Raw genomic sequence first — 12,374 nt, 5'->3', positions numbered from 1 at the left:
TCGTGTGGACCTGGCGACTCTCGTCCCGCCCGGTGGCCTCGGCGCGGTCGGAGCCGGCGGGTTGCTCGTCATGGTCGTCCTGTACCTCCTCAACGCGAACCGGGCCGACCGCAAGGAGTACCAGGAGGCCATCGACCGGGCCGAGCGGCGCGCCGACGAGGCGGAGGTGCGCCGCTCGGCCGCCGAGGCCCGGCTCGACACCCTCCAGCAGGCCGTGGACGAGGCGCGATCCGCCCGGCGGGCGGCCGAGGACCACGCCGACTCCCTGCTGCGGGAACTGACGAGACTGCGTCCGCACGAGCCAGGCGGTGATGCGTGACCGACGAGACCCTTCAGCTACGGCTACGGATGAACCGTCTGGGCCGCCGCCGCGCGGTGATCGCCGTCGCGGCCACCGCCCTCATCGCCGCCACGATCGGCTGGTGGGCGGCGTCGATGGGGCGGCAGACCGTCCAGCAGCAGCAGCGGGCGGCCACCGCGGTGTCCGGCGCCGAGCAACTGTGCCAGCAGGTCCGGCAGCTCGGCGGGACGTGCGTCGTCGACCCGGAGGATCTGAAGGGCGTACCCGGGGATCCCGGCCCGGCCGGTCCGCCAGGGCCACCGGGGGTGCCCGGCCTCGACGGTGCCGCCGGTCCCACCGGCCCGCCGGGACCGCGCGGTGAGCAGGGCCCGCAGGGGCCGTCCGGCCCCGCCGGATCCGCCGGCCCGGCTGGCCCGGGTGGTCCGGCTGGTCCGGGTGGTCCCGTGGGCCCGCCGGGGCCGTCCGGGCCGGAGGGGCCCAGGGGCGAGATGGGGCCGCAGGGCGAGGCCGGCCCGGACGGCCCAGTCGGCCCAGTCGGCCCAGTCGGCCCGAGCGGTCCGAGCGGTCCGCCGGGGCCCTGGTGCCCTGACGGTACGACCGCACAGGTCGTCACCGTCGTCACCGCCGACGGCCCGCAGCGCATCGTCGCCTGCGTGACCGAATGAACGACCGATGTCCGCGACCGAGCCCTTAGGAGGCCCGTCATGCCCGAGTCCGTTCCCGTTCCCCTTCCCGCGCACGCGGCGGCGGCCTCCGAGCCGCTGCTGACCGTCGGCGGGGTCACCGCCGCCGGTGCCGCCGTGCTCAGCCTGCTGGTCGCCTTCGGGCTGCCGGTGTCGGCCGACCAGCAGACCGCGCTGCTCGGCCTGGTCGCGGTGCTCGCCCCGCTGGTCGTGGCGGTGCTTGCCCGTGGCCGGGTGTACTCGCCGGCCACCGTGGCCGACCTGCTGGCCCGCCACCGGTAGCCGCTCCGCCCGCCCGGGGAGGATGTCGGTGCCGCCCGCTAGCCTGCGGCTCATGAGCGTGTCGGTGGACGGTGTCGCGAAGCTGCCCGGTGTCGAGGACGAGGCCCGGTTCTGGGCCATGGTGGAAGCCGCGTGGGAGCGGCTGGGCCCCGAGCCGGCGGCGCTGCGCCGGGCCCTGCGGGAGCGGGACCCGGCGGCCGGCGACGTCGACCCGGACGCCCTCGACGAGTGGTTGGACCCGTTCGTCGACCAGTTGCGCGCCCTCGCCGCCGACCTGTCGAGCGAGGAGCTGACCACCCTGGACCGGGTGGTCGAGCGGAAGCTCTACGACCTCGACCGCGCCGACATCCACGCCGTCACCGACGGCTCCGACGACGGCTTCCTCTACGCCCGGGGCCACATCGTCGCCCTCGGCCGCGAGTTCTACGAGGCGGTGCGGGCCAACCCCGACCTGGCGGTCACCGACGCCGAGTGCGAGAGCATCTGTTACCTGTTCGCGCACCTGCACGACAAGCTGTTCGGCGACTGGCCGCACACCGGGTCGGGCATCTCCCGGGAGTCGTTCGGCAACGCCGACGGCTGGCGGCAGTAGCTCAGAACGCGCAGTACATGACGTGCAGGCCGACCCGGCCCAGGGTCGGGTGCGCGAACGCGCCGGGCACGGTGCCGACCACCTCGAACCCGAGCCGGCGGTAGATTGCGACCGCCGCGTGGTTGGACTCGGCCACCGCGTTGAACTGCATCCCGGCATAGCCGCGCCCGCGCGCCCAGTCCAGCGCGTGCCGGCACAGGGCCGTGCCGACCCCGTGCCCGCGGGCGGCGGCGGCCACCATGAAACTCGCGGTGGCCACGTGCGATCCCGGCCCCGGCCGGTTGGTGCCCATCTTGGCCGTGCCCAGCACCCGGTCACCGTCGACCGCCACGACGGTCCGCCCGGGCGGGTGCTCCACCCAGATGTCGTACGCCTGCTCGGCGGTCGTCGCCGGGTCGTACGTGAAGGTGTCCCCGGCCCGGACGACCTCGGCGACGATCTCCCACACCCGGGGCCAGTCGGCGTCGGTGAACTCCCGGATCAGCACGCCCGCGACGCTACCGCAGCGCGGCGCGGGTAGTGCTGGCACCACCGTGGACGGTGGTGTGCCCTGGACGACGGTCGGGCAGTGGGCGGCAATGACCCGACGCCGGAAGGTCGACATGCTCGAATGCATGACGACGACGCGGAACACCACCCCCAAGCAGTCCCGCCTGATGCGCGCCACCGCGATCCTGGCGACCGCCGCGGCCGTGCTGGCCGCCCCCGGGGTCGCCACCGCCGCCGGGGCCGACGGGCACCCGGCGGCGTCCGCCCCCGCCCAGCGGGGCGGCAACCCCGTGCTGGAGGACGTCGCCCGCCGGATGATGGCGGTCGGCCCGCCCGGGTACGCGGCCCGGATCGGCGACGGCCCCCGGGTGACCCGTACGGCCGCCGGGCTCGCGGACATCTCCACCGGGCGACGCATGGCCGCCCGCGACCAGTTCGAGGCGGGCAGCAACACGAAGACGTTCACGGCGGTGCTCGCCCTGCAGCTGGTGGACCGTGGGCAGCTCAGGCTGGACGCGCCGGTCTCCCGGTATCTGCCGCAGGTCGTGCCGAACGGCCGGAACATCACCGTCCGGATGCTGCTCAACCACACCAGCGGCCTGTTCAGCTACACCGGCGACGAGGCGTTCATGGCCGGCCTGGCGGGCGACCCGCAGCGGGTGTGGACCGAGGCGGAGCTGCTTGCCGTGGCGTTCGCGCACGAGCCGAACTTCGCGCCGGGCACGGGCTGGTCCTACTCGAACACCAACTACACGCTGCTCGGAATGATCATCGAGAAGCTGACCGGCAGGGGCCTGCCGGAGCTGGTGCGGCAGCGCATCGCCGCGCCGCTGGGCCTGCGGCACACCTACTTCGCCGACCCGCGCGCGGTCCACACCGGGCCCGGCTACGCCCACGGCTACGGGGTCAGGCTCGCCGGCCCGCAGCCCAGCTACGTCGACACGGCCACCTGGCCGATCGGCGGCTGGGGCGGCGCCGCCGGGGCCGTCATCTCCACCACCGACGACCTCGCCCGGTTCTTCTCCGCCGTGCTGCGGGGCGAGCTGTTCTCGGCCGAGCAGCTCAGGCAGATGACGACCACGGTCGAGCTGCCGGCGGACTTCCCCATGAAGGGCGGCTACGGCCTCGGGCTGATCAGGCTCGACTCGGCGTGCGGCACGGTGTGGGGCCACGGCGGCGACACCCTCGGCCACCACAGCATCGCCCTGGCGACCGCCGACGGCCGGCGCACCGTGGTCAGCGTCGCCAACGCGGAGCCGTTCGACGCCGAGCCCAACGCCGGCTGGGACCGCTACTACCGGGTGGCCATGGCCGCCACCGACGCGTCCGTCTGCGCGATGCTCGGCAGGCCGGTGCCGGCCTCCGTGCTTGAGGACCTGCACAGCGTGGGTGGCTGACGAGATCACGTCGGGGAGGTGGCGGTATCCGGAGCCGGGGATACCGCCACCTCCCCGACATTCGCGTCAGCCGTAGATCTTGCGCTCGTATGCCGGGCCGTAGTAGACCTCCAGGTCTTCCAGGCTCTCCGTCGGGACCTCGAGCTCCTTGGCCAGCCGGGCCCGGGACGGCAGCGCGTCGGGCTGCCAGGTCTCCGGCCGCCACAGCTCCGAGCGGAGGAACGCCTTCCCGCAGTGGAAGAAGATCTGCTCGATCTCCACGACGATCGCCAGGACGGGCCGGTGGCCCCGGACCACCATGTCATCGAAGAACGGGGCGTCGCGCACCAGGCGGGCCCGGCCGTTGATCCGCAGCGTGTCCGTCCGGCCGGGGATCAGGAAGATCAACCCGACGTGCGGGTTGTCCACGATGTTGTGGTAGCCGTCCGCCCGCCGGTTGCCCGGCCGCTCCGGGATCGCGATCGTCGTGTCGTCCAGGACCAGGGCGAAGCCGGGCGGGTCGCCCTTCGGCGAGACGTCGCAGGCCCCGTCCGCACCGGCCGTGGCGACCAGGCAGAACGGCGAGGCCGCCAGCCACTGCCGGTCCCGCTCGTGCAGGGCCCGCCGCTCCTTGGTCACCGCCCGGGGCATCGGCGCCCCCAGCAGCTCGCGCAGTTCCTCGTGCGAGGTGATCTCCACCGTCACGTCAGCCTCCCCGTAACCGTTGACCCCGGTGGCGGCCCGCGGCGGCGCTGCCCGGCCCGTCAGGGTCGAGCCTAGGCGAACGCCGCGAGCGCGAGGTTTGTCACCGGACGTCCCGGGTACGGCCTCAGGCGGCGCAGCCGAGCCGTGACAGCAGCCCAGCCCGCACGTTCGCCCAGCCGGCAACTCGTGCACGGACCGACCAACGGAGGCCGCGATGGAGAGCCGACTCAAGGTGCTCGGGCACCCCGTGCACCCGATGCTGATCACGTTCCCCGTCGGTCTGCTGGTCACCGCCGTGATCTTCGACGTCGTCGACACCGTCGGCGGCCCGGCCTTCCTCGGCGAGGTGGCGTACTGGAACATCACCGTCGGCCTGATCGGCGGCCTGCTGGCCGCGGCGGCCGGCGCGTTCGACCTGCTGGCCATCCCCACCGGCACCCGCGCCAAGCGGGTGGGCCTCACCCACGCCGCCGCGAACCTCGCCGTGATCCTCCTCTTCGCCGCCGTCTGGGTGGTCCGGCTCAACGCCGAGTCGCGGGCCGCCGGCGGCGCGCTGATCGCCATCGAGGTCGTCGCGCTGGCCATCCTCGGCGCGAGCGCCTGGCTCGGCGGCGAGCTGGTCGACCGGCTCGGCGTCGGCGTCGACACCGACGCCGACCTCGACGCGCCCAGCTCGCTGCGGCCCCGGGCGGCCGGCCAGCGGATCGGAGACGTGCGATGAGCCAGCAGTCCGACGGCCGTGGCTGGCGCGGCCGGCAGCAGAGCTGGGACCCGATGGGGGAGCTCCAGTCGCTGCGCGCCGAGCTGAGCCGCCTCGTCGGCGGCGGCCGGTCCGGCCCGCCCGAGGTGGAGCTGGGCGAGACCGCCGACGGCTGGGAGGTCGTCGTCCGACTGCCCGGCGTCGCCCCCGAGGAGGTGGCCGTCGAGCTGGACGACCGGGAGCTGTGCGTCCGGGCCCGCTCGGAGGCCGAGGTCAACGCCGACCAGGGCATCCCCGGCGGCTTCGAGACCCGGGGCTTCGAGTACCGCGTCGGCCTGCCCGCCCGGGTGGACCCCGACCGCATCGACGCCGTGATGGACCACGGCCTGCTCCGGGTCCGGCTGCCCCGGGCGGCCCGGCCCACCCCGCGCACCATCACCGTCGGCCGCACCGGCTACCGGGGAGCCGACGGGGGCCCGGCACACCGGGCAGTCGGCACCGGCCCGGGCCACCGGACGAGCACCGGCTCGACGGGCGCGCCTGCCCCCGTCGATCCCGCCGCCGACCGGGAGCTGCATCACCCGGACACGGCCGTCGACGAGATCGACCGGCCGTAGCGGGTCGGGCAGAGATGGTCACCCCGTCGACGTCCGGCCCGCAGGGCGGTGCCGCCGCACCGGCCGCGCTGGGCGAGCGCGTCCCCGACGTCGCGCGGATCGCCGTGCTGCGCGCCAACGCGCTCGGCGACTTCATCTTCATCCTGCCCGCCCTGGAGGCGCTGCGCGCCGCGTACCCGGAGGCGGAGATCGTGCTGCTCGGCGCGCCGTGGCACGCGCAGCTCTGGCGCGACCGGCCCGGCCCGGTGGACCGGGTGCTGGTGGTCCCGCCCGCGCCCGGCATCCGCGAGCCCGGCGCGGGCGAGCCGGAGTCGTCGATGGGCGACTTCCTCGCCGCCGCGCGCGCCGAACGCTTCGACCTGGCCCTGCAACTGCACGGCGGCGGGGGCAACTCCAACCCGATCGTCGGCGGCCTCGGCGCGCGGGTCACCGCCGGGCTGCGCGCCGAGGACGCCCCGCCGCTGGACCGGTGGATCCGCTACGTCTACTACCAGCACGAGGTGCTGCGCTACCTGGAGGTGGTCGGCCTGGTCGGCGCGCCGCCCGCCGGGATCGTCCCCGTGCTGGCGGTCACCGACGCCGACCGGGCCGAGGCCGACGCGGTGCTCGGCCCGCCGGGGCGGCCCCGGGTGGCCCTGCACCCCGGGGCCACCGACACGCGGCGGCGCTGGCCGGCCGAGCGGTTCGCCGAGGTGGCCCGCGCCCTGGCCGGCGACGGCTACGAGGTGCTGGTCACCGGCACCCCCGCCGAACGCGACGTGGTGGACCGGGTGGTCGCGGCGGCCGGCGTGCCGGTGCGCCCGCTCGTCGGCGCGCTCGGCCTCGGCGGGCTCGCCGCCTGCTACGCCGGCTGCGCGCTGGTGGTCTCCAACGACACCGGCCCGCTGCACCTGGCCGCCGCCGTCGGCACCCCCACCGTGGGCGTCTACTGGATCGGCAACCTGATCAACGGGGGGCACCTGCTGCGCGGCCGGCACCGCCCGATCGCCTCCTGGACGGTGCGCTGCCCGGTCTGCGGCGTCGACTGCACCCCCGGGATCTACCCGCACCGCCCCGGCGACGGCGAGTGCCCGCACCGGGACTCGTTCGTCGCCGACGTGCCGGCGATCGAGGTGCTGGAGGCGGCGCACGACCTGCTGGCCGGGTAAGGAAGGGCCCCCTGTTAACGCATACGGTCGAGAAGGGTCCCCTGCTCACACCCGCTCGGGGGAGTCGGCGAGCACGACCTCCCACGCCTCGACGTCCCGCTCGGTGACCGTGGTCGGCGACTCCAGGTGGTAGGCGCCGCTGGGCAGGACGCCCGCGCCGCCGTGGCGCTCCAGCACGGCGAGCTGGGCGGCCACGTCCTCGCCCTGGTGGTTGGGCTGCACCCGCCGCCAGAAGTCGAAGCCGCCCGAGTCGACCAGCGCCGCCCGGTCGTACAGCACGCACCCGCCGACCCAGGAGACCTTGTACGCCCGCCACGCCCCCGCCGGCAGGCGCAGCCCCTCGGTGACGTGCAGCAGGTTCGCCGCCGAGTGGATCGCCGCGCGCTCCCACTGCGGCGTGCCGGGGCGGACCCGCTCCGGCACCGGCCGGCCCGCCCACTCCTCGTAGTGCCGGTGGGTCTGCGGCCGGACGTCGTCGACGTACGACAGCCCGTGCACCGCGTTGCCGACGAAGCCGCAGCCCAGCTCGCCGATCGCGGTGACCAGCCGGCGCAGGGTTCCCGGCTCCAGCCAGACGTCGTCGTCGAGACAGAGCACGTAGCGGGCGACCGAGGCGTCCAGCAGGTACGCCCGGTGCTCGGCCAGCCCGCGCCGGGGCAGCCGGCGGGTCAACAGCACCGGGTGGCCCCGGTGGCGCAGCGCCCGCACCATCGTCGCGGCGGCCGGATGGGCGTACGCGGGGTCCCCGTCGGACTGGTCGCTGACCACCACGCCGAACCCGGCGACGCCCTCCTGGGCGGCCAGCCCGGCGAGGGTGACCGCCAGCTCGGCGGGCCGGTTGCGCGTCGGGATCAGCACGTCGAGCTGCCGCGGGAGGCGGAAACCGTCGGCCGTGCCGGGGTCGAGCGGTCGGCCGACGCCATCCGAGGCGGGGGCACGCGGCCGGTCGACGCCACCAGCGCCGGGGTCGAGCGGTCGGTTCACGCCGGCCGGCCCGGCGTCGACGCCGTGGAACCGTAGGCGTCCACCTGCTCCGGCTCGCCCGGGACAGCCGATCGGCCGTGGGCGTCCACCCGCTCCGGCCCGCCCGGCACGGTCCCGTGGCCGTGCGCCCGGATGCGGTCGATGATCGCGGAGGTGGAGCGGTCGGGCACGTACCCGAGGGTGCGGACCTGCCCGCCGAGCCGGCGCACCAGCGGGGCCTCCGGCACCATCTCCGGCGGGTAGTCGCCGCCCTTGACGTACACGTCGGGGCGGACGACCTCGATCAGGTCCGCCGGGGAGTCCTCCTCGAAGATCACCACGTGGTCCACGCAGGCCAGCGCGGCGAGCAGCGCGACCCGGTCCTCCACCGGGTTGACCGGCCGGTCCGGGCCCTTCAGCCGGCGTACGCTGCCGTCGGAGTTGACCGCCACCACCAGCAGGTCCCCGAGGGCCCGCGCCTGCTCCAGGTAGCGCACGTGCCCCGGGTGCAGCACGTCGAAGCAGCCGTTGGTGAAGACCACCGACCGGCCCGCGCCGCGCTGGGTCTCCACGATGGCCGCCAGCTCGTCCGGGGCCACCAGCACGGGGTGCCCGGCGTCGTCGCCGCGCGCGCCGAGTGCGTGCAGCAGGTCCTCCCGCCGGCACACGCAGGTGCCGGTGTCGGACACGGTGATGGTGGCGGCGAGCTGGGCGAGCTGCGCGGCGGTCGGCAGGGGCGCGGTGGCGGCCAGCGCCAGCGTCATCGCGGCCAGGTAGGCGTCGCCCGCGCCGACGGCGTGGCTCGCCGGGACCGGGGTGCTGTGGCTGCGCCGGGAGGCGCCGTCCGCGCCGCCGACCACCGCGCCCTCGGTGTCCAGGGTCACCGCGACCACGTCCGCGCCGGTGTGCGCGCGCAGCTCGGCGAGGCGGGCCTCGGCCAGCACGGCCCGGTCCACCCCGGCGCCGGCCAGGGCGCTCACCGTCACGCCGGTCCCGGTGACGCTGAGCCCGTCGCCGGTCATCGCCACCCGGTCCTCGCCGGGCGTCGGCTCGCCGGTCCCGCCCGTGGGCGGGCCGAGCGGCACCCCGGCCGGCGGCGGCGTGGCCCCCGGCGCTCCGGCTCCCGGCGCTCCGGCTCCCGGTGCTCCGGCTCCCGGTGCTCCGGCTCCCGGCGCTCCGGCTCCCGGCGCTCCGGCTCCCGGTGCTCCGGCTCCCGGTGCTCCGGCTCCCGGCGCTCCGGCCCCCGGTGCTCCGGCTCCCGGCACTCCGGCCGGTGCGGCGGCCGCCGGGGATCCCGCCGCGCCCGGCGCGGTGCCCACGCTCAGCTCCGAGGGGCCGTCCGCCGGGTCGGCCGCCGGGTGGTCCAGGTGCAGGTGCGAGTCGGTACGCGAGGCGGCGCGGGCGAGCAGTCGGGTCGCCTCCGCGAAGCTGGGGGTGACCACGGTCGGCGCGAGCCCCCGCCAGTCGGCCAGGTCGTGGGCGTCGAGGGCGATCGTGGCGTACCGGTCGCGGGCGGCGACCAGCCAGGCGCGGACGGGCGCGGGCAGCGCGCCCAGCCCGTAGTCGCAGACCACCAGGGTCGGCGCCTCGCCCCCGGCGGCGGCCCGCAGCTCCTCGGTGGCGCACTCCAGGGCGGTGAGCAGCCGCTGCACCCCGTCGCCGTCGAGCGCGTCGTCGGGGTCGCCGGAGTCCTCGCGCAGCAGGATCTGGTTGCCGGCGAGCATCCGCCGCTTCACGGGGGTGTGCCGGCCGGGCTGGGCGACGGTGCGGTCCCAGACCCCGGCCCGGTCGAGGCAGTCGTGCAGCTCGTCCCCGGCGACGTCCGCGCCGACCGGGGCGACCAGCACCGCCCGCCCGCCGAGGGCGGCCACGTTGACGGCGGTGTTCGCCGCCCCGCCGGCCGCCGAGATGCGCCGGCGCAGGGTGAGGACGGGGGCCGGGGCCTCCCGGCAGAGCCGGTCGGACTCGGCGAACCGCCACTCGTCGAGCATGGCGTCGCCGATCACCAGCACGGGGCGGCCCAGCCAGCTCTCCACGACGGTGGCGAGCCGGCGCTCTTCCGCTGCTGCTCCTGCCATGCCACCCGGGTCCCCCGGCCCTGCGGGATCAAACCTGGGCCGGTTTCGGGCGGCGGGCCCCGGGAACCGTCCAGAGGAACCCCGGAGAGGAGAGACACGACATGGCAGGCACGACACTGCAGGGCAAGCGGATCGCCTTCCTGGCCACCGACGGCGTGGAGGAGGTCGAGTACACCCGGCCGCGCGAGGCGGTCGAGAACGCCGGGGCGACGGCGGAGCTGGTCTCGCTCAAGCCGGGCAAGATCCAGGCATTCGACCATCTGGACCACGGCGGGACGTACGACGTCGAGGTGACCGTCGCCGACGCGGACGCCGGCCGGTACGACGGCCTGGTGCTGCCCGGCGGGGTGGCGAACCCGGACTTCCTGCGCACCGACCCGGACGCGGTCCGGTTCGTGAAGGCGTTCTTCGACGCCGGCAAGCCGGTCGGGGTGATCTGCCACGGCCCGTGGACCCTGGTCGAGGCGGACGTGGTGCGGGGCCGCCGGATCACCTCGTGGCCGAGCCTGCGCACCGACCTGACGAACGCGGGCGCGACCTGGGTCGACGAGCCGGTCGTCACGGACGACGGTCTGGTCAGCAGCCGCAAGCCGGATGACCTGCCCGCCTTCTGCGCCAAGATCGTCGAGGAGTTCGCCGAGGGCCGCCACTGAACGGGGAACGCTTCTTCCCGCCCGGCCCGCATGATCCGCGCCGGGCGGGAAAGAAGGCGGGATGACCACGCAAGAAAGCCCGGTGTTGCACCCCCGGCAGCTACGCCTGCTCATGTTCGGCCTGATGACGGGCATGCTGCTCGCCGCGCTGGACCAGACCATCGTCGGCACGGCGCTGCCCACCATCGTCGGCGAGCTGGGCGGGATCGACCACTACTCGTGGGTGGTCACCGCCTACCTGCTCGCCTCCACCGCCTCCACCCCGCTGTACGGCAAGATGGCCGACCTGTACGGCCGCCGCCCGGTGTTCCTCTTCTCGATCGGGACGTTCCTGCTCGGCTCGCTGCTGGCCGGGCTGTCGCAGGACATGACCCAGCTGATCGTGACCCGGGGCGTGCAGGGCCTCGGCGCGGGCGGCCTGATGACGCTCGCGTTCACGATCATCTCGGATGTGGTGTCGCCCCGGGAACGCGGTCGCTACCAGGGCCTGTTCGGGGCGGTGTTCGGCATCGCCTCGGTGGCCGGGCCGCTGGTCGGCGGCTACTTCGCCGAGGCCAACTGGCGGTGGATCTTCTACCTGAACGTGCCGCTGGCGATCCTGGCCATCGTGGTCTGCTACCACGTCATGCGGCTCATCCCGTTCCAGCGGCGGGAACACGCGATCGACTGGCTCGGGGCGGCGCTGCTGGTCGCCGGGGTGAGCTGCCTGCTGCTCGCGCTGAGCTGGGGCGGCAACTCGTACGCCTGGGGCTCCGCCGTGATCATCGGGCTGTTCGTGGCCGGGGCGGTGCTGGGCGGGCTGTTCCTGCTCCAGGAGGCGCGGGTCGCCGAGCCGATCCTGCCGCTGCGGCTGTTCCGCAGCCGGACGTTCGCCCTGGCCAACGGGGCCGGCTTCGTCCTGGGCCTGGTGATGTTCGGGTCGATCATCTTCATCCCGCTGTATCTCCAGATCGTCAAGGGCGCCTCGCCGACCCGCAGCGGCCTGCTGATGCTGCCGATGATGGCCGGCATCATCGTCACCTCGGTCCTCACCGGCCGGGCGATGACCCGGATCGGCCGGTACAAGTGGTTCCCGGTCGCCGGGTCGGCGGTGCTGCTCGCCGGCATGCTGCTGTTCACCCGCCTGGCCGTCGACACGTCGCTGTGGGTGGCGTTCGGCTATCTGACGGTCATCGGCGTCGGGCTGGGGCTGTCCATGCAGTCGCTGATCCTCGCCGTGCAGAACTCGGTGGGCCCCCGGGACCTCGGCGCCGGCACCTCCTCGGCGACGTTCTTCCGGTCGCTGGGCGGCTCGTTCGGGGTGGCGATCCTCGGGGCGGTGCTGTCGTCCCGGCTCGCCGACCAGCTCGCCGCCCGGATGCCGGCCGCGCTCGCGCAGCTCCCGCCACAGCAGCGGGCGGCGGTGCTGGCCGGCGGCGGCAACAACGTGTCGATCAACGACCCGGCGACGATCCTGGCCCTGCCCGGCCCGGTCCGCGCCGCCATCCAGGCCGCCTTCGTGGAGTCGCTGCACCTGGTCTTCCTCACCACCGGGCTGGTCGCCGTCGTGGCGGTGCTGGTGACCCTGGCGCTGCCCGACGAGAAGCTGCGCGGGGCCGGGCCGCGCGGCGCGTCGGGCGGGGCGGACCCGCTGGGCGGGAAGGCCCCCGCCCCGGGCGGCAAGCCGCTGGCGAAGGAGTCGCGGGACGAGGCCGCCGCCGAGATGGAGGCCAAGAGCCAGACGATGCTGTGAGCCCCGCCCCGCCCCGCCCCTTCCCGGGCGGGCTGGGGCCGGGCGGCCGGGCCCA

General features: G+C 75.4%; 14 protein-coding genes. 10 read left to right on the top strand and 4 right to left on the bottom strand.

The features are described 5' to 3' along the window. The first annotated feature begins 4 nt into the window (after nucleotides 1-4). The 4 genes from ACVMYR_RS01865 to ACVMYR_RS01850 are packed head-to-tail and all read left to right on the top strand — an operon-like array spanning nucleotide 5 to nucleotide 1,858. A complete protein-coding gene (locus ACVMYR_RS01865; protein ID WP_043961506.1) occupies nucleotides 5-319 on the top strand; it encodes a hypothetical protein in 315 nt (104 codons plus the stop codon). Then, nucleotides 316-966 (top strand): hypothetical protein, encoded by a 651-nt coding sequence (locus ACVMYR_RS01860; RefSeq protein WP_457120959.1) that lies wholly within the window; start codon nucleotides 316-318, stop codon nucleotides 964-966. Before ACVMYR_RS01865 ends, ACVMYR_RS01860 begins: the two co-directional genes overlap by 4 nt. 39 nt (nucleotides 967-1,005) lie before the next feature. Further along, a complete protein-coding gene (locus ACVMYR_RS01855) occupies nucleotides 1,006-1,266 on the top strand; it encodes a hypothetical protein (RefSeq protein ID WP_077935728.1) in 261 nt (86 codons plus the stop codon). A 52-nt stretch (nucleotides 1,267-1,318) separates the two neighbouring features. Further along, complete coding sequence (locus ACVMYR_RS01850; protein ID WP_457120958.1) at nucleotides 1,319-1,858, top strand: DUF4240 domain-containing protein; 540 nt, start codon at nucleotides 1,319-1,321, stop codon at nucleotides 1,856-1,858. Between the two features lies 1 nt (nucleotide 1,859). Here the strand turns inward: ACVMYR_RS01850 and ACVMYR_RS01845 are convergent, their stop codons facing one another. Beyond that, entirely contained in the window at nucleotides 1,860-2,345 is a 486-nt protein-coding gene (locus ACVMYR_RS01845) for a GNAT family N-acetyltransferase (RefSeq protein ID WP_077935730.1), read from the bottom strand. 127 nt (nucleotides 2,346-2,472) lie between these two features. Here ACVMYR_RS01845 and ACVMYR_RS01840 point away from each other — a divergent pair, with 127 nt between their 5' ends. Then, entirely contained in the window at nucleotides 2,473-3,744 is a 1,272-nt protein-coding gene (locus ACVMYR_RS01840) for a serine hydrolase domain-containing protein (RefSeq protein ID WP_457120957.1), read from the top strand. Nucleotides 3,745-3,810: 66 nt separating this feature from the next. Here ACVMYR_RS01840 and ACVMYR_RS01835 read toward each other — a convergent pair whose 3' ends face one another. Next, nucleotides 3,811-4,428, bottom strand: a complete 618-nt coding sequence (locus tag ACVMYR_RS01835) for a pyridoxamine 5'-phosphate oxidase family protein (RefSeq protein WP_077935732.1) — start codon at nucleotides 4,426-4,428, stop codon at nucleotides 3,811-3,813. Between the two features lie 214 nt (nucleotides 4,429-4,642). Here ACVMYR_RS01835 and ACVMYR_RS01830 point away from each other — a divergent pair, with 214 nt between their 5' ends. The 3 genes from ACVMYR_RS01830 to ACVMYR_RS01820 are packed head-to-tail and all read left to right on the top strand — an operon-like array spanning nucleotide 4,643 to nucleotide 6,893. Next, nucleotides 4,643-5,149, top strand: coding sequence for a DUF2231 domain-containing protein (locus ACVMYR_RS01830; protein WP_077935733.1), 507 nt, complete (start codon nucleotides 4,643-4,645; stop codon nucleotides 5,147-5,149). Further along, entirely contained in the window at nucleotides 5,146-5,745 is a 600-nt protein-coding gene (locus ACVMYR_RS01825) for an Hsp20/alpha crystallin family protein (protein ID WP_457120956.1), read from the top strand. The genes ACVMYR_RS01830 and ACVMYR_RS01825 overlap by 4 nt, the downstream gene beginning before the upstream one ends. A gap of 14 nt (nucleotides 5,746-5,759) precedes the next feature. Then, nucleotides 5,760-6,893: a glycosyltransferase family 9 protein gene (locus tag ACVMYR_RS01820; protein WP_457120955.1), complete on the top strand. Its 1,134-nt coding sequence runs from the start codon at nucleotides 5,760-5,762 to the stop codon at nucleotides 6,891-6,893. A 45-nt stretch (nucleotides 6,894-6,938) separates the two neighbouring features. Here ACVMYR_RS01820 and ACVMYR_RS01815 read toward each other — a convergent pair whose 3' ends face one another. Together ACVMYR_RS01815 and rfaE2 are read right to left on the bottom strand one after the other, a co-directional pair. Next, nucleotides 6,939-7,751: a glycosyltransferase family 2 protein gene (locus ACVMYR_RS01815; RefSeq protein WP_077935751.1), complete on the bottom strand. Its 813-nt coding sequence runs from the start codon at nucleotides 7,749-7,751 to the stop codon at nucleotides 6,939-6,941. Nucleotides 7,752-7,873: 122 nt separating this feature from the next. Next, a complete protein-coding gene (gene rfaE2 / locus ACVMYR_RS01810; protein WP_457120954.1) occupies nucleotides 7,874-9,934 on the bottom strand; it encodes a D-glycero-beta-D-manno-heptose 1-phosphate adenylyltransferase in 2,061 nt (686 codons plus the stop codon). 101 nt (nucleotides 9,935-10,035) lie between these two features. On the opposite strand from rfaE2, the gene ACVMYR_RS01805 reads away from it, so the two are divergent. Together ACVMYR_RS01805 and ACVMYR_RS01800 are read left to right on the top strand one after the other, a co-directional pair. After that, nucleotides 10,036-10,587 carry a type 1 glutamine amidotransferase domain-containing protein gene (locus ACVMYR_RS01805; RefSeq protein ID WP_043961515.1) on the top strand — a complete coding sequence of 184 codons (552 nt, stop codon included), beginning with the start codon at nucleotides 10,036-10,038 and terminating at the stop codon, nucleotides 10,585-10,587. A 61-nt stretch (nucleotides 10,588-10,648) separates the two neighbouring features. Beyond that, complete coding sequence (locus ACVMYR_RS01800; protein ID WP_077935737.1) at nucleotides 10,649-12,319, top strand: MDR family MFS transporter; 1,671 nt, start codon at nucleotides 10,649-10,651, stop codon at nucleotides 12,317-12,319. Nucleotides 12,320-12,374: the final 55 nt, after the last annotated feature.

The sequence above is a fragment of the Micromonospora sp. PTRAS2 genome (genome assembly GCF_054052245.1).
Note: the sequence above shows the minus strand (reverse complement) of the source record. Positions and strands in the feature narration are given on the sequence as shown.

What these genes read in the sequence shown, in the direction of transcription:
- ACVMYR_RS01855 (WP_077935728.1), top strand. Translation starts at nt 1,006, where the DNA reads ATGCCCGAGTCCGTTCCCGTTCCCCTTCCCGCGCACGCGGCGGCGGCC.
- ACVMYR_RS01850 (WP_457120958.1), top strand. Translation starts at nt 1,319, where the DNA reads ATGAGCGTGTCGGTGGACGGTGTCGCGAAGCTGCCCGGTGTCGAGGAC.
- ACVMYR_RS01840 (WP_457120957.1), top strand. Translation starts at nt 2,473, where the DNA reads ATGACGACGACGCGGAACACCACCCCCAAGCAGTCCCGCCTGATGCGC.
- ACVMYR_RS01830 (WP_077935733.1), top strand. Translation starts at nt 4,643, where the DNA reads ATGGAGAGCCGACTCAAGGTGCTCGGGCACCCCGTGCACCCGATGCTG.
- ACVMYR_RS01825 (WP_457120956.1), top strand. Translation starts at nt 5,146, where the DNA reads ATGAGCCAGCAGTCCGACGGCCGTGGCTGGCGCGGCCGGCAGCAGAGC.
- ACVMYR_RS01820 (WP_457120955.1), top strand. Translation starts at nt 5,760, where the DNA reads ATGGTCACCCCGTCGACGTCCGGCCCGCAGGGCGGTGCCGCCGCACCG.
- rfaE2 (WP_457120954.1), bottom strand. Translation starts at nt 9,934, where the DNA reads ATGGCAGGAGCAGCAGCGGAAGAGCGCCGGCTCGCCACCGTCGTGGAG.
- ACVMYR_RS01805 (WP_043961515.1), top strand. Translation starts at nt 10,036, where the DNA reads ATGGCAGGCACGACACTGCAGGGCAAGCGGATCGCCTTCCTGGCCACC.
- ACVMYR_RS01800 (WP_077935737.1), top strand. Translation starts at nt 10,649, where the DNA reads ATGACCACGCAAGAAAGCCCGGTGTTGCACCCCCGGCAGCTACGCCTG.